A 21,468-nucleotide genomic window follows, 5' to 3' on the forward strand; every position below is an offset into this window, starting at 1 on the left:
TATTCTTACTCCCATCTATAAACTTCTTTTCCTTTTATAAAGGTCCTGACTGCACGTGCCGTTAATTGAAGTGGATGCTTATTCCAAAGGACTAAATCAGCAAACAGCCCTGGTTGTATGGTTCCAGTAAGATGATCGATCCGCAGCAGCTTGGCTCCATACTGTGTTAACCCATTCAATACAACCTGCTCCGAAACGCCTGCCTTTATAGCTAAGCAACCTTCCAACTGCAAATGTTTAACCGAACTGACAGGGTGGTCTGTGGTAAAAGCGAACTGGCCATGTTGTTCTTTAAGTACGCGATATAAGGATGACCGTAAATTTATTTGCTCTTCCCTTTCGATGGGCTGGAAGCAAGGGCCAGCAATAATTGAAAAATCAAATTTTGTTTCATGACTGGATATTTTTGAATAATCGGTAGCGTGAACCAAGATCATTTGGAGACCAAACTCTTTTGCAATTCTTAATGCAGTGGCAATATCATCTGCCCTGTGACAGCGAATAAAAATAGGAGTTTCCTGCAGTTGTTCTTGTTTCTGCAATTCCTTTATTGATGACCGAATCTTATGGGCAACCCCCATGCGGGTAAGGGGGGTATGGGTTTTCTCCCAAAAGGCCTTTTTAGGTACATCCCCCATCGAAAAAGAATAACCAAGTTTATGACGTATTATCATTTCATCTGCCGTTTTTCCATGGGTATGGATAACAGCTGTTTCCGCTCCCGTGACAGAATTGGCAGAGGATACGATATGTGCTGCGGTCACCCCGAAAGCAACGGCATCTTGAAAAGCCTGGTCAAAAGGGTAGATTCCATCGATAACTTGAAGACCATTCATATTTTCTTCGTGGGGTTCGTACCCATCATTTCCTTCCCAGCGCACACCGATTTCCTTTAACCCAATCTGTGAGCAAGCATCGATAAAGCCTGGTGTTAAATAGCAGCCTGTGGCATCAATGATGGTCCAATCGTGAGGAGGTTCATCAGGCGGTACTACTGCTTGAATTTTTGCTTCCTTTACCAGTACGGTTTTCGGAGAGAATTCGCCAGTTTCGTGGTTATAGACGTTCGCGTTTGTAATTGCGATTGTAGACACTTTTTAAATCCCTTCTTTTCCTTTAAGTATGAAAGAAAAGTAGAGATGGATGTCTCTACTTTTCGAAAATCTTTATCGTGATATATACCATGCTGAGGATATTCGTAGGTTATTGCTTTATCCAGACGTTTGTTCCGTTAGGGTGAACAATCTGAATCGAGAAGTCGGCAGAAACATCGTAGCCTTGTACCTTTTTGTTAATGCCTGCTGTAGATTCAAGATTATCTATCTCAATACGTGGAACTTCTTTCATAATAATTTTAAGTGCTTTTTGATATAATTTTGCCCGTTCTTTCTGGTCAACTGTTTCGGAAACGGCTTTTTCTAAGAGTGAATCCACTTCAGGGTTTGAATAGCCTTTTCCATTTCCGAGTGCGCCGATTTGGTCGCTATGGAACAATTGATATAGGAAGAAGTATGGGTCCGGATACCAAGTCCAGCCGCCGATCGACATAGGAGCATTCCCTTTGGCAACTGTATCGCTGTAAGTACCCCATTCGACGACTTTAATTTCGACATCAATGTTAAGATTTTTTTTCATTTGATTTTGGAAAATGGTTGCGTATGGAACCCGAGCTTCAGATAGGTAAATCTCTGTTTTAAATCCATCAGGGTAACCGGCTTCAGCTAAAAGCTTTTTCGCTGCCTCTGGATCATAGGTTGGTTTAAGCTTTTCGAGTTCTTCGCTGTATCCCCATGATTCCTTAGGCAGAGGCATATATGAGACTTCAGCTCCACCCCACTGGTTGACTCCCTTTACAATTTTCTCGACGTTTGTCGCTTTATATATCGCTTCACGGACTTTAGGGTCTGCCGTAGGACCTTTTTGGTTGTTCAGATCAAGGTAAGTTAAAGAAAGAGCTGGTTTTGAGATCAACTCCAGCTGATCATCCTGTTTAATAAGTTCACGATTTTGTCCTTTAACATCAGTGGCGATATCAATGTCTCCGGAACGTAGAGCGTTTGTCATCATATTTGGATCGGAAATAATTTTAAAAGTAACGCCATCTAGATGAGGTTTTTCGCCCCAATATTTATTATGGCGGACGAGTTCGACCTGCTGATCCTTTTGCCAATTTTTAATTTGGAAAGGGCCTGTACCTACAAGGTGGCTTCCGAATTTGTCACCCCAGCCTTCAACTTCTTCTTTGGGTACAATCATATTACCTGCATCCGTGAGCATTGCTAATAATGCGGCGTTCGGTGCGTCTAGATGAACGGCAACTTCGAACTCTCCTGTTACCTCAACCTTTTTCACACCCCGCAAACGGTTCATTGCAGATTCTTTTGCAGAGCGTTCTAGGCTGAACTTCACATCTTCGGCAGTCATTTGTCTGCCATCCTGATATTTGCCCGGCTGGAAAAAAACATCATCTCGTAGCTTAAAGGTATATACTTTCATGTCTTCGGAAACTTCCCATTCGGTTGCAAGGGAAGGTACAAATTCACTTAAATCCTTGTTGTATACAACGAGAGTGTCTGCAACTGAACGCATCACCTGAGATTCATAGACACCCGTATATTGAATCGGATCCAACGTTTTTGGGTTTGCGGATAGACCGACATTTAAATTACCGCCGTCCTGGGGTTCGCCGACATTAGCCCCGGATTCCTTTTTAGCAGTACTAGATTCGCCTCCTTGAGAACAGGCGCTTAAAACTAAAATGATAGAGACAACTAACAAAAACCAGTGTTTAAATAACTTACTTCTCATAAAATCCCCCTCTTTGATTCACATTGTGAAACAGTATTTCAAATACTGAATTTAATATTTAAACTACCATAACAAAAGAGAAGAGTAAATATATTTTTTGAATATTACTAAAACATAAATTTTTTGCACTATTTTATATTTACAAGTTATAAAGAGGGTGCTACACTTGTTTTTAATTCACATAATGAATCACTGGTTCAAATAATGGATAAATGTAAAAGGAGGTATTTTTATGGGAACGTACATTATTAGAAGAACTTTTGATCTCTTGCCAACGATATTTGTCGTCGCAGTCATTGTCTTTATCATTACACGATTGATACCGGGCGATCCCGCAGCCGTTATGCTTGGACCTCAGGCTAGCGTTGAGGATATTGAAGCTTTGAGGGAAAACCTTGGTTTGAACGATCCTTTGTATATTCAGTTCCTTCAATATATGGGCAATCTGGCAACAGGGGATTTTGGAACATCGCTTACTTATAATCAACCAATCGTTAATTTAATTATGGACCGGTTTCCAAATACGCTTATTTTGGCAGTAAGTGCTTTGATTATCGCCTTTATGGTCGGCGTACCGGCTGGCATTATTTCTGCTTCAAAACAAAATTCACTGCTGGACTATTCAGTCATGCTCGTATCACTGATTGGGGTCTCTATGCCGATCTTTTGGCTCGGAGTGATGCTAGTCCTTTACTTTAGTGTTAATCTCGGCTGGTTTCCTGCAACAGGGATGGGAACACTTGATGACGGGCTTATTCCTTTTATAAAGCATCTAATTCTCCCAAGTATTACACTGGCAACGATTCCAATGGCGACTTTTGCACGGATCACCCGCTCGAGTATGCTCGAGGTTATTTCACAGGACTACATAAAAACAGCGCGTTCTAAAGGGCTAAATGAGTTTTGGGTTATTTGCAAACATGCCTTTAAAAATGCACTCACACCATTATTGACGGTCCTTGGTATGCAGATCTCGATGATGCTCGGAGGGGCAGTCCTTACAGAAACTATTTTTAGTTGGCCGGGAATGGGCCGCTTAATAGTGGATGCCATTGATAAGAGGGATTTTGTTGTCGTTCAAGGTACAGTTCTATTTATTGCAGTTATTTTTGTTGTCGTTAATCTGCTTGTCGATATTATGTACAAAGTCGTAAATCCAAGAGTAAATTACACTACCAGCAAGGGAGGGACGAAATAATGTCTTTACAAAGTACCGTTGCTGCTGCAGAAAAGAAGATGGCTAAGCCAAAAAAGGAAACAAGCTTATTCAAGAAATTGATTCGAAACCGGCTTGCCGCCATCGGTTTGGCAGTAACCTTGTTTATGTCAATCATCGCTGTGTTTGCACCGTGGATTGCAACTCATCCGCCTAACGAGATGGATGTTGTAAGTTCTCTGAAAATACCCGGAACGGACGGTCATCTATTGGGAACCGATAACTATGGAAGAGATTTGTTCAGTCGTCTTGTTTATGGAGCGAGAATTTCTTTAATCGTCGGGGTTTCAGCTGTTGTTTTTGGAGCATTCTTTGGCACCTTCCTTGGTTTAGTTTCCGGCTATTTTGGCGGAAAGCTTGATTCCATCATCATGCGCACAATGGATGGCTTATTCGCATTCCCTTTTATCCTTCTGGCTATAACACTTATGACGGTTCTTGGACAGGGTCTTGTAAATGTGATTATTGCAATAGGGGTAGCGAATATCCCTGGCTTTGCGAGAATTGTCCGCGGACAAGTACTCAGTGTAAAAGAAGAAGAATTTATCGAAGTAACGAGGTCGTTGGGCGCAACGGACGGACGTATCCTTTTTCAACATGTATTGCCTAACTGCTTGGCCCCATTAATTGTATATGGAACGATGAGTATTGCCGGCGCGATTATTTCTGAAGCCGCATTAAGTTTCTTAGGATTAGGTGTTCAGCCTCCAACTGCTTCGTGGGGGAGTATTTTGAAGGATGGGAAAGACTTTTTGGTGTTAAGCCCTCACATGGCTACTTTCTCTGGGTTAGCCATTTTAATTACCGTACTTGGCATTAATTTGTTCGGAGATGGCCTTCGAGATGCTTTGGATCCAAAAATGAAAATTTAATTGATAGAGGTGATACGTATGTCGGATCTTCTTTTGAAGGTTGAGGATTTGGAAGTGCATTTTCGCTCTTCCTCTTCGATTGTCAAGGCAGTAAACGGTGTTAGTTTTACATTAAATAAAAAGGAGACCCTTGGCATTGTAGGAGAATCGGGCTCCGGGAAAAGTGTTACGGCAACCGCATTGCTTCGGCTTATCCCGAATCCACCTGGAAATATAACTGGTGGAATGATGCTGTTTGAAGGAACGGATCTACTTTCTTTATCGGATAAAGATATGCGGTCTGTAAGGGGAAATGAAATTTCGATGATTTTTCAAGACCCGATGACCAGTCTGAATCCTGTATTCAAAGTCGGCGACCAGATCATGGAATCTATACGTGCCCACCGAAAGGTTTCGAAAAAGGAAGCGAAGGCAGCAGCTGTCGATATGCTTAAGCTGGTAGGAATACCAGAAGCGGAAAAACGGATTAATATGTATCCGCACGAGTTTTCAGGCGGAATGAGACAGCGGGTTATGGTTGCTATTGCGTTAGCCTGCAAACCGAAATTATTAATCGCGGACGAACCAACAACTGCGCTGGATGTGACGGTACAGGCTCAAATCCTTGATTTAATGAGGCATCTACAGGACACCATTGATACGTCCATTATTATGATTACCCACGATTTGGGGGTTGTCTGGGAGATTTGCGATAAGGTGATTGTCATGTATGCCGGAAACACCGTCGAATCCGGAAGTGTAAAAACGATTTATGAAAATCCTCTTCATCCTTATACATGGGGGTTGCTGGATTCCCAGATTACAAGTGAAATATCAAATGAAGAAGGGCTATCTGCTATTCCCGGGAGCCCGCCTGATCTGCGTGAGGAAATGCCAGGCTGCCACTTTGCAGACCGCTGCCCATACGCACAGGAGATATGTTTTTCAGCAAAACCCGAAATGGTTGAAGTGGAGGAAGGTCATTCTGTCTCCTGCCATTTTCAAACAAAGAATACGCGGCTACAGCGAAAGGAGCGGGTCTATCATGGCTGAAGTCATTATCAAAGTAGATAACTTAAAGAAGCACTTTCCTATCGATGATCCACTGCCTTTTAAAAAATCGACCCAAAGTGTTAAAGCAGTTGACGGTGTCAGCTTTGACGTTTTTCGCGGTGAAACGCTTGGGGTTGTTGGGGAATCCGGCTGCGGCAAATCGACCATGGCAAGATTAATCAATCAATTAATCCTGCCGACAGAAGGAAGGGTTGAATTTAAGGGAAAGGATTTAGCTTCACTCGGAACCAAAGAAATCCGTTCCGCTAGAAAGTCAATCCAAATGGTTTTTCAAAACCCATATGCCTCATTGGATCCGAGAAAAACTATTGAGCAATTAATCATAGAGCCTCTGGTGATTCATAATATCGGTGATAAATCATTGCGCAAAAATCGTGTCCAGGAATTGCTTGATGTGGTCGGCTTAAGCAGTTATCACGGGGAAAGATACCCTCACGAATTTTCTGGAGGACAGCGTCAACGGATCAATATTGCCCGTGCACTGGCGCTTAATCCTGATGTCATCATTTGTGATGAACCCGTTTCCGCGTTGGATGTATCGGTTCAGGCCCAGGTTATTAATTTGTTAAAAGACCTGCAAAAAAAATTTGATTTAACGTACTTGTTTATTTCACACGATTTAAACGTTGTGAGGTATATGTGTGATCGTATTGCTGTTATGTATCTCGGAAAAATTGTTGAAATGGGGACATACAATGAAATCTATCAAAACCCCAGCCATCCTTACACAAAAGCATTGCTTTCCGCTATTCCAAAAGAAGGACCATTTGAAAAGAAAGAACGAATTCTTTTAAAAGGGGATGTGCCAAGTCCGGTCAACCCGCCGTCAGGATGCCATTTTCATCAAAGATGCCCTTATGCAATAGAGATTTGCAAAACTCAGGCTCCTGAATTGAAAAAAACGGCAACAAGGCATCAAGTAGCCTGTCATATTGTTGAATAAAACAGAGGAGGAATTTTACTATGTCTTTAAAATATGTTATGGATGTGTATGAGCTTTTAGATAATATAGATGTATCGGGAAAGGATGTTAAAGGTTACTTAGATTCCATTTCTAGTCTGGGGGATATTACGGTCCAGACTGTTGAAGGAAATGAAGGCTATACAGATTTTATTAAAGTGACTATACCGGGAGAAAAAGGAAAGGCAAACGGCGGAGAGGCCCCTACTTTAGGGATTATCGGACGTTTAGGCGGAATTGGCGCGCGTCCGCAGGTAAAAGGATTTGTTTCAGATGGCGATGGCGCTCTATCATGTATTGCCTCAGCTGCAAAATTGCTTGATATGACTGGAAAGGGAGATTGTCTTCAGGGTGATGTAATTCTGACAACGCATATTTGTCCGACAGCTCCAACACTGCCGCATGATCCTGTTCCTTTTATGAACTCTCCGGTTGATATTTTAACCATGAATATGCATGAAGTGACAGAAGAGATGGATGCGATTTTGTCTATTGATACGACAAAAGGAAACATGATTACAAATCATCGGGGATTTGCTATCACTCCAACGGTAAAAGAAGGGTACATTTTAAAAGTAAGTAATGACTTACTGCATGTTTATACCCAATCTGCCGGAAGGCTCCCTGTAACTCTACCTATTACAACACAGGATATCACACCTTACGGAAACGGAGTGTACCATGTTAACAGTATCCTCCAGCCTGCTGTGGCAACAAAAAGCCCAGTAGTAGGTGTAGCAATTACAACTGAAACAGCGGTTGCCGGCTGCGGAACAGGAGCTACCCATCCAGCGGATGTTGAACAAGTAGTGCGTTATGTCATTGAAGTTGCCAAGCTTTTTGGAGAAAATAAATGTGCTTTCTTCGATCCAAGTGAATTTGACCGCCTTGAAGAACTATATGGAAAAATGACGCATTTCCAAACACAAGGAAATCAGGTGACTGCAGGATGAAAGATTTAACAGCTCTCAAGCAAACATTAATAGATGAAGTTGAATCCCGCAAGGACGAATTAATTGAACTCTGCAGCTCCCTAATCAGGATTCCCAGTGAAAACCCACCGGGAGACTCAACCGAGGTTAGTCAGTTCATTGCAAATTACCTTAACCAATATGGTCTTGAGGCTGATTGGCATGAGCCAGCTGATAAAATGTATAATCTGGTATCGAACATTGGGCAAGAAGATGGAAAGCATTTGATTTATTGCGGGCACACAGATGTAGTACCGGCCGGAGATTTATCAAAATGGGATTTTGATCCCTTCTCCGGGGAAGTAAAGGACGGCTGGATTCTTGGCAGAGGAGCCAGTGATATGAAAGCTGGCCTTGCCGGTATAATGTTTGCCTTTGCTTTACTTAAAGAGTTAAAAGTAGATTTACCGGGAAAATTGACGCTGGCGATTGTTCCTGACGAAGAGACGGGTGGGGAGTACGGTGTCCCATGGCTGTTGGAAAATGGTATTATTACTGGAAACGGATGCTTGATTGCCGAACCTTCCTCACCATTAAATCCAACACTTGGCCAAAAAGGATCATATTGGTTCGAACTTGAGGTATTTGGGGAACCGGGACATGGCAGCCTTTCGCCTATTGCTGGCAATAACGCAATTACGGATGCTCTTGCCGCGATTGAAAAAATAAGAAAGCTATGGGATCTTCAAATTTCCATTCCTGAAGAGGTACAGCCGCTTATTGAAGTTTCAAAGCGTTATATGCGGGAAGTGGAGAAGGACAGAGAGAAATTTCAACCGGTATTGGAACGAGTCACTGTTAATATCGGAACGATTCACGGAGGAACGAAGTCTAATATCATTCCTGAAAGCTGCAAAGTGCAAATCGACTGTCGCCTTCCTTTTGGTATTACCCGGGATGAAATAAGTGCCTATTTACAGAAGGAATTGGATGAATTGGGAATCCGCTATGAAATCCGTCCGTTCGGTTTTAGAAGCCACGCTAATTACACAGCTGCAGAAGATCCTGTCTGTAAGGCGATTGTAGATAATGTTTCCCTTGTCACTGGAAAGGAATCATATGGAGTTATGCAATGGGCAAGCAGCGACGCGCGCCACTTCAGGGATCATCAAATCCCGGTTCTTCAGTACGGACCTGCATACTTACCAAGTATTCATGGATACAATGAAAAGGTTCAGGTTGATGATGTGGTAAGGTGTGCTAAAGTGTACGTAGCAGCAGTGGTTGATTTTCTGAATTCAAAATAATTGAATTATTTTTGGGATTTTCCTTCCTTTGCAGGTCAATAGGAAACATAAACGAAATAGACGCTTTTAAGCAAGTCTGACGCTTACACGTTAAGAAAGTATAAAAATACTTTCTTATAGTATAAAGCAAGGGCCTTTAGGTCATCCCTTTAGGGACTAAGGCAATCGACAACGCTAAGGATTGGCGCTAGCCAAGTTTTCTTTATTGGCCTGTGAAAATGGGGATTTACGAGCAGTCATTCCCTTTAAGGTTTTAACCCCGTATACTTAAAGGGATAACTGCCGATTTTTGCGGAATAGCCCATTATAAGCATTCGATTTTACATAATAGCAGATGATCAATTATAACTATTAGCCATTGGAGAAGGGGTTTATTATGTTAAAAACGTTAGATTCAGCACTAAAGGTTCTTAAAATGTTTACAAGGGAAAAGCCGGTATGGGGTGGAAGGGAACTGGCAAATGAACTTGGGATGAATCATACAAATATATACCGGATTCTTGAAACATTTGAGAAAAATAGATTTATAACAAAAGACGAGGTTACAAAGAAATATTCACTTGGTTATGCTACATGGGAACTGGGGATTATCATGTATGAAAGCCTAAATATTCAAAAATTGATTCGACCGATCCTTGAACAGTTAATGGAAAAAACGGGAGAGTCGATTTTCCTTACCATTTTAGACCGCGACGAAGCGGTAACGCTCGAAGTGCTTGAACCAGAAAATAAAGTGAAATTTTCGGTGTCAGCCGGAAGCAGAGCGCCTCTATATGTCGGTGCTTCCTATCGTTCTATACTCGCCTTCCTGCCCGAAGAATTTGTGGAATCAGTTATTGAAATTGGTTTGGTAAAATACACAAAAACGACGATGACTGATCCAGATATATTAAGAGCAGAATTGGAAAAAATTCGCGAACAAGGGTGGGCGGAAAGCCAAAGTGAATATACGGAAGATGTAATTGCCCTAGCCGTCCCTTTGTTTGATGATAAGGAAATTATTGGGTCCCTTACCGTTTCAGGACCAGTATATCGGATGTCGGATGAAAACATCCAGAAGTATCTGCCGCAATTAAAAGAAGCGAGAGATGAAGTAGCTCAAGTGATCCAACGTTATCAACTGAAATTCAAAGCTTGATATTTAAGGAGGATAAACATGCACCAATTGACTGAAGTTACAAAATCAGTTTTAAGGAATAACTTGCACATTAGAGAAAATGACCATATTTTAATCATCACGGATTCAGAATTAGCTGAAATCGCAAATGTGTTTTTTCAATCTGGAATTGCTGCAGGCAATGAAACCATGCTTATGCAAATGACACCAAGATATAAATCGGGGGAAGAGCCTCCGGTGCCTGTATCCGAAGCAATGAAATATGCCGAGGTCGTCCTTTGTATTACGAAGCACTCGCTTACCCATACAAATGCAAGAAAAGAAGCGTCCGCAGCTGGAGTACGAGTTGCCACCATGCCAGGAATTACCTTGGATATGCTACATGAAGGCGCCATTACAGCAGACTACCTGGAAGTAGAAGAACTTACTAAATACTATTGCGGTTTGCTGGATGCAGGGGAGGAGGTTGATATAAAAAAGGAAGATACTCACTTGTCTTTTTCTATAAAAGGAAGAAAAAGCATCCCAAGTACAGGCGTCTTTCGGGAAAAAGGAGAGTCCGGAAACCTTCCTTCAGGTGAAAGTTATCTTGCTCCGCTGGAGGACACTGCTAATGGTACCATTCTTATCGATGGCGCCATTGCCGGAATCGGTGTACTCAGCGAGCCGATTGAATTAACCATTAAAAATGGGAGATTAACAGATGCGAGCGGCAAGGATGGTAAACACTTGCTCGAACTGCTGGGAGACGGAAAAGGAAGAATCATAGCTGAATTTGGAATCGGCACCAATAAGAAAGCGAGATTAACAGGCAATGTCCTCGAGGACGAAAAAGTTTATGGCACCGTACATATTGCGTTTGGTAGCAATAAATCCTTCGGAGGAGAGAATGAAGCCGGTGTTCATATTGATTGTGTCATCAAGGAACCGGTTGTTTGGATCGATGACAAGGTCATTTCGTTTAAATAAAAGTAGCTTCATGGAACAAGGTGGAATAGAAAAAGAGAGAAGACTGCCCTCCCTCCTTCAAGTAGACAATTTAAAAGAGTATATTAATCTGTGGCCTTTTCTCGATGTTCAATCGAGGAAAGGTTATAAAAACGTATAAATCAAAATCGATTTATACGTTTTCTTCCTCTATAATTTCCCCAACACTGTATCAATTTTTGCATGATCATCCGGAGAAGAATCGACATGCTTCCAAAACAGTTTTCCATCCTCTGAATAGAGATAGGTACCGCCTTGAATGAAGACGTCCGCTTTTTTCATTGATTGGAGAACGACCGCTTTTTGGCGCTCATCACTTGGGATGAAATTTTTCGTTTTACGTAAGACAAATCCCAACGCAGCCTTCGACAACAGCTTCCATTTTGGCATTGTTTTATGTCCCATTTGACGATACCCTTCTTTTTCCGGGTCCCCGAGAATTGGAAAAGGGAAGGGACCGAATGCGTCAAGAAACTGACTAATAAACTTCGCGTTCGATGGGGCTACCGCATAGACAGCCACACCACGATCATTAAATTCATTTATGCGCTCACGCAACTGCGTAAGATATTCACGACAGATCGGTCAGCCAAGATGGCGAACATATACGACCATTGTCTTCTGCCCGCTATTTTTCGTGATTTCTTCAAGTGTAATTGAACGATCATTTTGGGTTTCAAATTCAATATTCATGAAAAGTCCTCCTTGATTCGCTTATCGTAACGTTATTTCAAACAGGAAGATGAGTCTATCTAAGTTATATATCTATTATAACTGTACCAACAAATGCAAGCCAAATAATAGAATTCAGAAGTGTAATAAACCTAGACAGTACTTCTTATTCGTCTGTCTAGGTTCTATATAGAAATCTGCATTTAAATTTTGTAGGTTTGCAGGATGGCGTTATACAAAATTTGAACGCCATTCATTAATGCATCTTTATTAAATGTCATGTGTGGATGATGTAACCCTGGTTTAAGATCACAACCTAATCCGATCATTGTAGCTTTAAGTTGTGGCTTTTTTATCGTATAGAAATGGAAGTCATCTCCACCGGGAGTCACTAATGGCGGGTCTACTTTATCTTCGCCTAACGTATCACTTATTGCTTTTTCCATAATCTTTATTGCTTCCGAATTTGTTTCTGCAGCAGCAATTCCTTCGATATTTTCAACCTCAATAGCCACATCATATAAATCACTTATCGCCGTGAAGATACCATTTACCTTTCTCTCTAACTCATCCATTAATTCATTATTTTGTGCACGCATATCTAGTGAAAAGGTTCCGCTCCCAGGTATGATATTCGTGTTCTTTCCCCCGGCATGAAAGTTTGTCATTTTCACAGAGTAAGGGACTCGTGGATCCAAATAGATTTTATTGATCATATTAACGATCTGAGCACCAATCTCTATAGCATTTTGGTTGAGGTGTGGTCGAGCCCCATGTGCATCGTAACCTTTGATTCTTCCATTAACCTGTAGTGCTGCACCGTGCACGATAACCGGTGTCGCATGTCCGATCTTTGTCTCTTGTTCAGGTCGTAAGTGAATACCATATAAGTAATCCACATCATCGACAACACCTTTATCCACCATCTTCAGTGCACCAGAACCCTTTTCTTCAGCAGGTTGGAAAATGAATTTGATGGCGATTTTGTCCTTGATTGCTTTGTTTTGTTCCAACATCCATAGAACTCCCAAAACCATTGACATGTGTGCATCGTGGCCACATGAATGATTGGCTCTGAATTCCCCGTTGACTTCTTGCCACAATGCATCAATATCTGCTCGAATGGCTATCACGGGTAAATTATTTTCAAAATTACCAAATTCCCCGATAACGCCAGGACAATCATCAAATGTTGTAACCTTACATCCGCTTTCTTTAAGTCGTTTTGCTATATATTTCGTAGTTTCAGTCTCTTCCCAACTAATCTCCGCGTGCTCATGTAAATAGTGAAACGTATCTAACACACGTTCATTAAGGATATTCACGTCCATTATTCTTCCCCGTCCTTTATGAAGTATTTATATGTCGTATGGATCTTGCCCCGTTTTTCAACTCTGTGAATAATCTCATTTAAGATCGAATTTATAATCGATAGGGTTACAGGACCTTTGCTAAATAGCGAACTATGGGCCATATTGATCGGAAGTACGATATCTGCAAATTCGGAAACAGGTGCCACTCGTGAGTCAGTAATTGTAATCACTTTAATTCCTTTACTTTTTGCTTCTTCTGCAAGCCTAATCGTGTCTAGTGCATATCTGTAAAAGGAAAACACGATAATGCAGGAATTTTTAGGTAGTAAGTCAAGTAAACCTGCATCCGTTTCTGGGCGGTAAAGGGAAGCATTACCTAAAGTATACGTCAGATTAAAGTAGAACCAATGTGCGAAAGTGAATGAATGGTAATAACCTACTACGATTACCTTTTCGCTATTGATGATGGATTCAACGATTTTATCCATGTTTTCAAAATCGACCTGACTCGACGCACTACTTAGATTACTTATATCGTTTTTTAAACTCTCAATATAGTTATTAGATGCGGGTTCATTTTCAAGTATGTGTTCATTCGTTGACTCTTGTTTTAGATCTAACAAATGGTTACGAACATCCTTTTGTAATTCGCTGAACCCACTATACCCGATTGATGTGCAAAAACGTATAATCATCGTTTCACTGACCCCAATCGTTTCTCCTACTTTTTTAGCAGGGTGGATCGCGAAAATCATTGGATCGGATAGTAAATAGTCACCAACCTTCTTTAACCCCTTTGTTAAATGCGGAAAATTCTCTTTTGTCATTTCAATAAAATTTCTCGACATAAACTCACCTTTTTGAAGTGTTTACAATATTTTATCTTGAAATAAATTATATACTTTATTATAATCGAGTGCAAGTTGTTAATATTCAGAAAAATCATTCGACGGGGAGTATGGACTAAATGAGAATAAAAGAAGTTGTTCTATATAAAATGAAAATGAAAATGAGACATCCTTTTACAACAAGCTTTGGGACCGAACATGAACGGTTGTTTTTATTAGTCGAGGTAAAAGATGAAGACGGTTTGTCAGGCTGGGGTGAATGTGTAACGTCTGAAAAACCATTGTACAGTGAGGAATTTACACAATCAAGTTGGTATATGCTTAATCATCTTCTTGTTCCCATGGTATTGAATAAAGAAATAGAACATCCAGATCATTTACAGTCACTATTCGATGTATTTAAAAGAAACAATATGGCCAAGTCGGCGCTTGACGGGGCATTTTGGGATTTATATGCAAAAACAAAAGGACTGCCACTGTCAAACGCATTAGGAGGCACTAAGTCTCAAATTGAGGTTGGGATCAGTTTAGGGATCGAGGAAAATATAGAAAACTTGTATGAATCAATTAAGAGAAAAGTAGATGAAGGGTATAAGAGGATTAAAATTAAGATTAAACCTGGGAAAGATTTAGATGTTATAGAGAAAGTGCGGAGTCGTTTTCCGAATATCCCTCTGATGGCCGATGCAAATTCAGCTTATACATTGGATGATGTTGAAACGTTAAAAGCGATGGATCAATATAACTTAATGATGATTGAACAGCCGTTAACATCTGGGGATTTGATCGATCATGCTAAATTACAAAAAGAAATACAAACGCCAATTTGCCTTGATGAAAGTATTCATTCGTATGAAGATGCACGGCAGGCGATCGAATTAGGAAGTGGAAAGATCATTAATATGAAAATAGGGCGAGTTGGCGGTTTGTCACAAGCTAGGAAAATCCACGACTTATGTAAACATGAAAACATTCCACTATGGTGTGGCGGCATGCTGGAATCTGGAGTAGGGCGAGCACATAATATCGCGATTACAACATTATCAAACTTCACTCTCCCAGGTGATACGGCTTCCTCATCGAGATATTGGCATAAAGATATCATAGAGCCAGAAGTTGTAGTAAACAATGGAGTGTTAGACGTCCCTGAGGCACCAGGGATCGGATATGAAGTAAACCGAAAAGAAGTTGAGAAAAATACCGTTGAACGTAGCGTACTTAAGTGAACTACCCACCACTAATAAAAGAAAACCACTTTTTCTTGTACGTTAGGAAAGTATAACTTTTCAACAAGAAGTATAAGCGACGTTGAGTAAAAGTTTACTTACGTCCCAAGTATAAGCGCAACTAAAGCTCAGCCTACGCCAAGGCTTGGCTTTGCCAAGTTTTCTTTAAAGTGGAAGTCGCAATAGTATGATAGGCCACTCACCTTGATAAACAAAAGAGCTTGGATATCATACGGATAAATACAGAAGTGTAAAATTCGGATTTGAACAAAGAAAAAGAAAGCCGAATTCTGTAATTAGCTTTCTTTTTCTAACCGTTCACCTTGGAATCCGTACTTATACCCATTGCATCAATAAGAGACCTGTCAAATTCCAATTTAGCGTTAAAAGTAGTAATGACTCTTCTTCAAGAGTATAAAAAGACCCTATTTAATGAAAAACATGCAGATTTGACAGCTGTTCTCATAAAAATTCATCCGGAAAATCTGGAATTCGTCCGTATTGGGAATAATTCATCCGGAAAACCTGGAATTCGTCCGTATTGAGAATAATTCATCCAGGAAATCTGGAATTCATCCGTATTGAGAATAATTCATCCGGAAAACCTGGAATTCGTCCGTATTGGGAATAATTCATCTGGGAAACCTTGAATTCATCCGTATTGGGAATAATTCATCTGGGAAACCTGGAATTCATCCGTACTGAGAATAATTCATCCGAAAAACCTGGAATTCGTCCGAACTGAGAATAATTCAACTAAAAAGTTCGAGGGCCGGGATAATAAGGAAAAATATAGATTCTTTAGTTGTCATATAATTAAAGTCATCTTTTCGATTCGTCATATATCCTACGTGTTTTATATATGATTTTACGGATGCTTTCCACAGACAAGTTGTACTTCTGCTCTAACGAGTCAAAAGACAAGCCTTCCATGTATGATTGATAGATCTCATCGTTCCGTTGTTTGATTAACTGACGTGATCCGTTGACTTCCCCCCACCGCGCTCGCTGATCCTTTTTCTTGGGGATATAGATGAGCTCACCTTCGATGTATTTCTGCAGCTCATTCAGCAAACTAAGGGGAAACACCTCTTTTCCGTTTTTGTATTGCAACATTTACGTCCTCCTTATTAAGGTCAAGGTGTACGTGTATATACGCTTTCTTATCATTCATCGGTTTAATTCTCCTTTCGCTTTTTATTTTTTAAAAAAGAAAAGTCTTACAACCAGTGTGTAAGAAGTACTCATATATTTTAGTATAAGTGGATTTACTGGATTTGGAAAGAAGGAATATTCAGAAAATTACATGAGGTCGTTCCCGACCTCATGTTTTGAGATTCCCGCTTATGCGGAAACCACCTCATATTGCTTGATCAAAATAATCAGCCTCCTTCCGCAAAATACTATCGGTCCGACACCCTTATTAACTCACAGAATCTGCCAAGCGAACAAGTGAAAAAACAATTATAATTATTCTTTACCAGAAGTTGATCGAAGAAAGCCCATTCGCTTTAGTGATAGGATGAATTCGATCTCTCTAAAAAGAAATTGCGGTCAGAACCTTGTCATTTCTTCTTTCTTGTAGTATTCTTACTACAGAACAAATGTTCGTTTTGGGAGGGGTAGAGGTGGCGAAAGGTCAATCTCCAAGCTTTGTTTTCACACTTGAATTGGAAAAGAACCCACGATTGTTTTCCAACCTTGAAAAGGAACTAGAAGTGTGCCGTGTCATCTACAACACGGTACTCGGAATGTATCTCAAGCGAGAATACCAATACAAACGTGAAAAAGCGTATAAACGATGCATACGTCAATTAAAGGGAATCCGTCAAAAGCTTTGCTTGGATAAGGACAATCCTACTCTAAAAGAAGAACGAAAGAACGTACACATTCAGTTGGACCAACTTCGTGAAAAGTACCAACTCACGGAATATGCCTCTCATCAATGGATCAAACCCATCCGACAACACTTTGCCAATCAAGTCAATGCCGCAGTTGCCCAAAAAATGGCTTCCCGTGCGTGGCTCGCTTTTCGTCAGAAACTATTCGGGAAAGCCGCCAAGGTCAGGTTTATTCGAAAAGGAGAGATGGTGAGTCTAGAAGGGAAAACGAATACGACAGGCTGGCGATATGTGGATCGTCACCTCGTCTACAAAGATCGATCAACGCCTTTACGTATCAAACCCAACGACGAGTATGCCTTGACCATTCTGTCTCTACTTGAAAACCAAACCTCCTTCTCCTACACGAAAACGGAAAAAGGCAAATCAATCAAGGTTCTCGAAAGATATCGTGTGAAATACGTACGGTTAGTTAAAAAAGTAATCCGTGGAAACATCCGTTGTTTTGCCGATCTCGTCATTGGGGGGNAATCAAGGTTCTCGAAAGATATCGTGTGAAATACGTACGGTTAGTTAAAAAAGTAATCCGTGGAAACATCCGTTGTTTTGCCGATCTCGTCATTGGGGGGTATCCACCGACAAAAACAAAAACACTCGGAAAGGGACCAGTGGGGTTAGATATTGGAACCTCAACCCTTGCCGTTTCCTCCATCACCCAGGCTGGCTTATGGAATTTAGCGGATCAGGTTCAACCCCTCTCTCGTGAGATTCGTCTTCTTCAACGCAGGATGGACCGATCCAAACGGTCCTCCAACCCAGAAAACTATCATGAAAATGGTACGATCAAGAAAGGACAGAAAACCTGGAGCTATTCCAAAAGCTATCAAACTCTTCGGTCACGGTTACAAGAATGTTATCGAAAACAAAGGGTAGTCCGAAAACAGTCTCATAACCAGTTGTCCAATCTCTTAGTAAGCCTTGGCCATTGTTTCTACATCGAGACGATGCATTTCAAAGCACTCCAAAAACGGAAAAAAGACACGGAAGTTTCAGAGAAGACCGGCAAGATGAAACGGAAGAAGCGATTTGGAAAAAGTATCGGCCACCGCGCACCTGCCATGTTGGTCCAGATCGTAGAGCAAAAAGTAAAACGACTTGGGGGGATGTTCGTCCATGTCCAAACCCAAACCTTCAAAGCCAGTCAATACTGCCATCAGCGTCGTACTTACATAAAAAAGCCATTATCTCAACGTTGGCATCCGTTCGAAGATGGTTCCCGCGTTCAACGGGATTTGTATTCTGCTTTTCTCTTGATGAATTCCAATAAGGCTGGAACCAAACCGATTCAAAAACGATGCCAAGAAACGTATCCCCTATTTAAAAGAAACCATGATGAAGCTGTGGGTCACATTCTGATACAAAACAAGATGATTTTGAATTCAGGGATTCTGGTCAATCAATAGCCAAGGATAAAAGGAGCGGTGTGGCCCCACCGAGCTTGTGAGAGCAGAAAGAAGCAGTCGTTAATGGCAACAGAGGTTGCTTGGACTGCGAACGTTCGGATAGAAGTGAGATTCAGTGTCTAAGTCCCTAAATGCCGAGCATTCTGAAAGGGGTGGACTGTGGCTGCCGGTTTAGAAGAAGGTCTTACGTATTCGAACCCCACGGCTTTAGTCGTGGGAGGATTCAGCAGTAGAAAAGGTCTGTTTTTGTAAAAAGCATCATTTATTAATAAAATTTCGGAAAGCAACGGTGGAGATTTGATTTCAGTATTAGTTAAAGATACTTATTATGTGCTCCTAAAATAAAACAGCCTGTTTCCCCAATAAAACGATTTAATTCTCGATTAACTTTATTAAATCCGCCAAAAACACGAACATTAAATGATTTTTTTGAATTAAAGTTCACCTTTTCATTGATTATCTATTATAAATTTGCTATATTGGCAAAGTAATCTTATATATCATTTCTCGTATATCCTCGGTAATATGGTCTGAGTGTTTCTACCCGGTTCCCATTGAAAGAACTGGACTACGAGTTGAAGTATACTGGTGGTTCGGCTTTTTTGCTGTTGCCATTCAATGATTTAGCATTCTCTCTATTTTTGCTAAATTATTATACTTTGACTTCGTAGGTCTAGAAGGTAGATATCATTCTACATTTTCTGGACCTTTTTCTTATGACCAAAACTACGAGTATCAAACAACAGGGAGGAAAACAGAATGGAAGCAGCATTTTTCAAAGCAAAGAAACAAGGATTAAAACTATTAAAAAACTACGTATCATTAGCATTCATTGCTGTACTGTTAGTATCGGTGATTGCTGGATGTAGTTCTTCTGCACAATCTGAAGCTGAACAAGAAAACGCTCAACGGCCTATCATCGTCCAAGGTCCAATGCCGATAGAAGCTGAAAAATTCGCAGATAAGTTAGAAAATGTGAAAAAAGAAAAATCAGGAACTTTTGAATTTTATATAGGTACTGTAGACAATTATCCTGTAATAGTTGCAAAAACAGGTAAGGGAATGGAAAATACAGCTGCTGCTACAGCAGTGGCTATTGAAAGATACAACCCTATAGCAATAATCAATCAAGGAACATCAGGCGGGCATGATCCTAATTTACACGTATTTGATATTGTTTTAGGAAAAAGAACGGTAAACATAGGCTCATTAAAAACAGGAAATAGGGCTGAAAACGAAGGAATTGCTCCAACGGAATGGAAGCCGATGGACTTAATGGCTTCTGAAGGAAGTGCAGGTGAAGATCCTAATGCCGAAAATATCCGTTATTACGAAGGAGATAAAGACTTACTCGCAGCTGCAAATGCGGTAAAAGATAAGTACACTAAAGGTAAGGTTGTCGAGGGTACTATCGGTTCTGCAGACGTTTGGAACAATGAAGTTGATAGAATCAAATGGTTCCATAAAAAGTATGGTACCTCTGTAGAAGAAATGGAAGGTGCTGCAGGAGCGCAAATCGCCAAAGCGTATGATGTACCATTCCTAGGTATCCGGATACTTTCGAATAATAAAACGAATGGTGGCGAATACAACCCAGATACGGCAGCAGCAAATCAAGAATATGTTTATGAAGTAGTTAGAAAATATATATCTACGTTGCCAAGCGAATAATAAAGTAAAATCATTTCAATTTCAACTAAAGCAACAATTCAATACCATTTAAGAATTGTCGAACATGTTGAAGACAAAACAGAAGTATAAACAAAAGAGTCTATATAGTAAAATCAGAAATTGAGACAGTAATGGAAATGGACATTCCTTACTGTCTTTTTTGATGAACGATCAAAATACACAATTAATGCAGTTAAACAACATGACGAGGTGTTCACTTGTGTACAAATCACTTGTATACAAATCACCTATGCGTATGTTATATTCGGATTAATCAGAAAATTGAACGAGTGAGGGTGTTAGTTAATGGAGAAATCCGATATATGTATACATTTTCTTCTAGGAAAAGCTTTGCAAAGAGTAAATCAAGTGAGTAAATCCAAACTATCCTCGTATGGTGTGACACCTGTTCAATATGCGCTACTCCGCCTTCTTTGGAAAAAGGATGGACAATTCGGTTATGTATTAGGTGAAAGACTTCTACTAGACAGTGCTACCATAACAGGTATAATCGACCGACTGGAACAAAATGAATTTATTGAACGACGAGTTGATCCCAATGATCGCCGCAACAAGCTAGTTTTTCTGACTGGAAAAGGGAGATCTATGGAGGGTCCTTTATGTCAGAAGATGGATGAAATGAATGAAGAAGTGATGTCTGATTTTGATGATGAGGAGATTCAGCGATTTAAGAAAATACTTTTCGACATTGGAATAAGGAACAAGAATAGAGGAGGCTGAATGGAATGATCGTTTCGCAAGAAGTGTTAGACCTATACAATGTTGAGGATAAGGATGAATTTGCTGAACAGATGCGGTCCCGGAGCAAACATACTCTTATTGAAGCACTTGAAATTGAATATGTCGAACTCACGCCAGACCGTGTGGTAATGACGATGCCAGTAGGTCCTAAAACGAGGCAGCCAGCAGGCATTTTACATGGGGGTGCCTCTGTTGCATTGGCGGAAACGGTTGCTTCCATTGCAACTGTTATCAATATAGACCCCGAAAAATTCAACCCAGTTGGGATGGAAATCAATGCAAACCATATTCGAAGTAAAACAGATGGCGTTGTCAATGCAACCGCTACCCCTTTTCATAAAGGACGCACAACAATGGTCTGGGATATTAAAATTACTGATGAAGATGGACAGTTAATTTGTATATCCCGTTGTACGATGGCAGTTATTGCTAAAAGGTAA

19 protein-coding genes and 1 riboswitch are annotated in these 21,468 nt (G+C 40.6%); of the genes, 13 read left to right on the forward strand and 6 right to left on the reverse strand.

Going from position 1 to position 21,468, the window contains the following annotated elements; genetic code table 11:
* Window positions 1-5: 5 nt before the first annotated feature.
* A complete protein-coding gene (locus NON16_RS07490; protein ID WP_257348192.1) occupies window positions 6-1,094 on the reverse strand; it encodes an amidohydrolase family protein in 1,089 nt (362 codons plus the stop codon).
* 109 nt (window positions 1,095-1,203) lie between these two features.
* The gene (locus NON16_RS07495) at window positions 1,204-2,808 is read right to left on the reverse strand and encodes an ABC transporter substrate-binding protein (RefSeq protein WP_257348193.1); all 1,605 of its coding nucleotides are present in this window, start codon (window positions 2,806-2,808) and stop codon (window positions 1,204-1,206) included.
* 232 nt (window positions 2,809-3,040) lie between these two features.
* Here NON16_RS07495 and NON16_RS07500 point away from each other — a divergent pair, with 232 nt between their 5' ends.
* The 8 genes from NON16_RS07500 to NON16_RS07535 all read left to right on the forward strand — a co-directional run bounded on the left by NON16_RS07500 (window position 3,041) and on the right by NON16_RS07535 (window position 11,214).
* Window positions 3,041-4,006 carry an ABC transporter permease gene (locus NON16_RS07500; protein WP_257348194.1) on the forward strand — a complete coding sequence of 322 codons (966 nt, stop codon included), beginning with the start codon at window positions 3,041-3,043 and terminating at the stop codon, window positions 4,004-4,006.
* A 38-nt stretch (window positions 4,007-4,044) separates the two neighbouring features.
* On the forward strand, window positions 4,045-4,896 hold the full coding sequence (locus NON16_RS07505) for an ABC transporter permease (protein WP_372508765.1): 852 nt from the start codon (window positions 4,045-4,047) through the stop codon (window positions 4,894-4,896).
* A gap of 18 nt (window positions 4,897-4,914) precedes the next feature.
* A complete protein-coding gene (locus NON16_RS07510) occupies window positions 4,915-5,928 on the forward strand; it encodes an ABC transporter ATP-binding protein (protein WP_257348196.1) in 1,014 nt (337 codons plus the stop codon).
* Entirely contained in the window at window positions 5,921-6,892 is a 972-nt protein-coding gene (locus NON16_RS07515; protein WP_257348197.1) for an ABC transporter ATP-binding protein, read from the forward strand. The genes NON16_RS07510 and NON16_RS07515 overlap by 8 nt, the downstream gene beginning before the upstream one ends.
* A gap of 20 nt (window positions 6,893-6,912) precedes the next feature.
* The gene (locus NON16_RS07520) at window positions 6,913-7,863 is read left to right on the forward strand and encodes a DUF1177 domain-containing protein (RefSeq protein WP_257348199.1); all 951 of its coding nucleotides are present in this window, start codon (window positions 6,913-6,915) and stop codon (window positions 7,861-7,863) included.
* Window positions 7,860-9,128 (forward strand): M20 family metallopeptidase, encoded by a 1,269-nt coding sequence (locus tag NON16_RS07525; protein ID WP_257348200.1) that lies wholly within the window; start codon window positions 7,860-7,862, stop codon window positions 9,126-9,128. The genes NON16_RS07520 and NON16_RS07525 overlap by 4 nt, the downstream gene beginning before the upstream one ends.
* A 376-nt stretch (window positions 9,129-9,504) precedes the next feature.
* Entirely contained in the window at window positions 9,505-10,266 is a 762-nt protein-coding gene (locus tag NON16_RS07530; protein WP_257348201.1) for an IclR family transcriptional regulator, read from the forward strand.
* Between the two features lie 18 nt (window positions 10,267-10,284).
* Window positions 10,285-11,214, forward strand: a complete 930-nt coding sequence (locus tag NON16_RS07535) for an aminopeptidase (RefSeq protein ID WP_257348202.1) — start codon at window positions 10,285-10,287, stop codon at window positions 11,212-11,214.
* Window positions 11,215-11,382: 168 nt separating this feature from the next.
* Here NON16_RS07535 and NON16_RS07540 read toward each other — a convergent pair whose 3' ends face one another.
* The 3 genes from NON16_RS07540 to NON16_RS07550 form a co-directional block, all read right to left on the reverse strand.
* Complete coding sequence (locus tag NON16_RS07540) at window positions 11,383-11,814, reverse strand: peroxiredoxin-like family protein (RefSeq protein WP_257348301.1); 432 nt, start codon at window positions 11,812-11,814, stop codon at window positions 11,383-11,385.
* 293 nt (window positions 11,815-12,107) lie between these two features.
* On the reverse strand, window positions 12,108-13,235 hold the full coding sequence (locus tag NON16_RS07545; RefSeq protein WP_257348203.1) for a M20 peptidase aminoacylase family protein: 1,128 nt from the start codon (window positions 13,233-13,235) through the stop codon (window positions 12,108-12,110).
* On the reverse strand, window positions 13,235-14,065 hold the full coding sequence (locus NON16_RS07550; RefSeq protein ID WP_257348205.1) for a MurR/RpiR family transcriptional regulator: 831 nt from the start codon (window positions 14,063-14,065) through the stop codon (window positions 13,235-13,237). The genes NON16_RS07545 and NON16_RS07550 overlap by 1 nt, the downstream gene beginning before the upstream one ends.
* Window positions 14,066-14,184: 119 nt before the next feature.
* Here NON16_RS07550 and menC point away from each other — a divergent pair, with 119 nt between their 5' ends.
* Window positions 14,185-15,291: an o-succinylbenzoate synthase gene (menC, locus tag NON16_RS07555; RefSeq protein WP_257348206.1), complete on the forward strand. Its 1,107-nt coding sequence runs from the start codon at window positions 14,185-14,187 to the stop codon at window positions 15,289-15,291.
* Window positions 15,292-16,113: 822 nt separating this feature from the next.
* Here the strand turns inward: menC and NON16_RS07560 are convergent.
* Window positions 16,114-16,407, reverse strand: coding sequence for a CD3324 family protein (locus NON16_RS07560; protein ID WP_372508760.1), 294 nt, complete (start codon window positions 16,405-16,407; stop codon window positions 16,114-16,116).
* A 1,279-nt stretch (window positions 16,408-17,686) separates the two neighbouring features.
* Here NON16_RS07560 and NON16_RS07565 point away from each other — a divergent pair.
* The 4 genes from NON16_RS07565 (at window position 17,687) to NON16_RS07580 (ending at window position 21,468) form a co-directional block, all read left to right on the forward strand.
* On the forward strand, window positions 17,687-18,595 hold the full coding sequence (locus NON16_RS07565; RefSeq protein ID WP_257348208.1) for a hypothetical protein: 909 nt from the start codon (window positions 17,687-17,689) through the stop codon (window positions 18,593-18,595).
* Between the two features lie 487 nt (window positions 18,596-19,082).
* Window positions 19,083-19,186, forward strand: a riboswitch (purine riboswitch).
* A 168-nt stretch (window positions 19,187-19,354) separates the two neighbouring features.
* Complete coding sequence (locus NON16_RS07570) at window positions 19,355-20,266, forward strand: 5'-methylthioadenosine/S-adenosylhomocysteine nucleosidase (RefSeq protein ID WP_257348211.1); 912 nt, start codon at window positions 19,355-19,357, stop codon at window positions 20,264-20,266.
* 369 nt (window positions 20,267-20,635) lie between these two features.
* The gene (locus NON16_RS07575; RefSeq protein WP_257348213.1) at window positions 20,636-21,007 is read left to right on the forward strand and encodes a MarR family winged helix-turn-helix transcriptional regulator; all 372 of its coding nucleotides are present in this window, start codon (window positions 20,636-20,638) and stop codon (window positions 21,005-21,007) included.
* A 71-nt stretch (window positions 21,008-21,078) separates the two neighbouring features.
* Window positions 21,079-21,468 (forward strand): PaaI family thioesterase, encoded by a 390-nt coding sequence (locus NON16_RS07580; RefSeq protein WP_257348303.1) that lies wholly within the window; start codon window positions 21,079-21,081, stop codon window positions 21,466-21,468.

This window comes from Pseudalkalibacillus decolorationis (assembly GCF_024609785.1).
In the GTDB taxonomy this organism is placed as follows: domain Bacteria; phylum Bacillota; class Bacilli; order Bacillales; family Fictibacillaceae; genus Pseudalkalibacillus; species Pseudalkalibacillus decolorationis.

Bases quoted from the DNA above. Each gene is read 5' to 3' on its own strand.
- NON16_RS07580 (WP_257348303.1), top strand. From the start codon at position 21,079: ATGCGGTCCCGGAGCAAACATACTCTTATTGAAGCACTTGAAATTGAA.
- NON16_RS07560 (WP_372508760.1), bottom strand. From the start codon at position 16,407: ATGTTGCAATACAAAAACGGAAAAGAGGTGTTTCCCCTTAGTTTGCTG.
- NON16_RS07505 (WP_372508765.1), top strand. From the start codon at position 4,045: ATGGCTAAGCCAAAAAAGGAAACAAGCTTATTCAAGAAATTGATTCGA.
- NON16_RS07525 (WP_257348200.1), top strand. From the start codon at position 7,860: ATGAAAGATTTAACAGCTCTCAAGCAAACATTAATAGATGAAGTTGAA.
- NON16_RS07515 (WP_257348197.1), top strand. From the start codon at position 5,921: ATGGCTGAAGTCATTATCAAAGTAGATAACTTAAAGAAGCACTTTCCT.
- NON16_RS07535 (WP_257348202.1), top strand. From the start codon at position 10,285: ATGCACCAATTGACTGAAGTTACAAAATCAGTTTTAAGGAATAACTTG.
- NON16_RS07495 (WP_257348193.1), bottom strand. From the start codon at position 2,808: ATGAGAAGTAAGTTATTTAAACACTGGTTTTTGTTAGTTGTCTCTATC.
- NON16_RS07510 (WP_257348196.1), top strand. From the start codon at position 4,915: ATGTCGGATCTTCTTTTGAAGGTTGAGGATTTGGAAGTGCATTTTCGC.
- menC (WP_257348206.1), top strand. From the start codon at position 14,185: ATGAGAATAAAAGAAGTTGTTCTATATAAAATGAAAATGAAAATGAGA.
- NON16_RS07520 (WP_257348199.1), top strand. From the start codon at position 6,913: ATGTCTTTAAAATATGTTATGGATGTGTATGAGCTTTTAGATAATATA.
- NON16_RS07545 (WP_257348203.1), bottom strand. From the start codon at position 13,235: ATGGACGTGAATATCCTTAATGAACGTGTGTTAGATACGTTTCACTAT.
- NON16_RS07530 (WP_257348201.1), top strand. From the start codon at position 9,505: ATGTTAAAAACGTTAGATTCAGCACTAAAGGTTCTTAAAATGTTTACA.
- NON16_RS07550 (WP_257348205.1), bottom strand. From the start codon at position 14,065: ATGTCGAGAAATTTTATTGAAATGACAAAAGAGAATTTTCCGCATTTA.
- NON16_RS07500 (WP_257348194.1), top strand. From the start codon at position 3,041: ATGGGAACGTACATTATTAGAAGAACTTTTGATCTCTTGCCAACGATA.
- NON16_RS07570 (WP_257348211.1), top strand. From the start codon at position 19,355: ATGGAAGCAGCATTTTTCAAAGCAAAGAAACAAGGATTAAAACTATTA.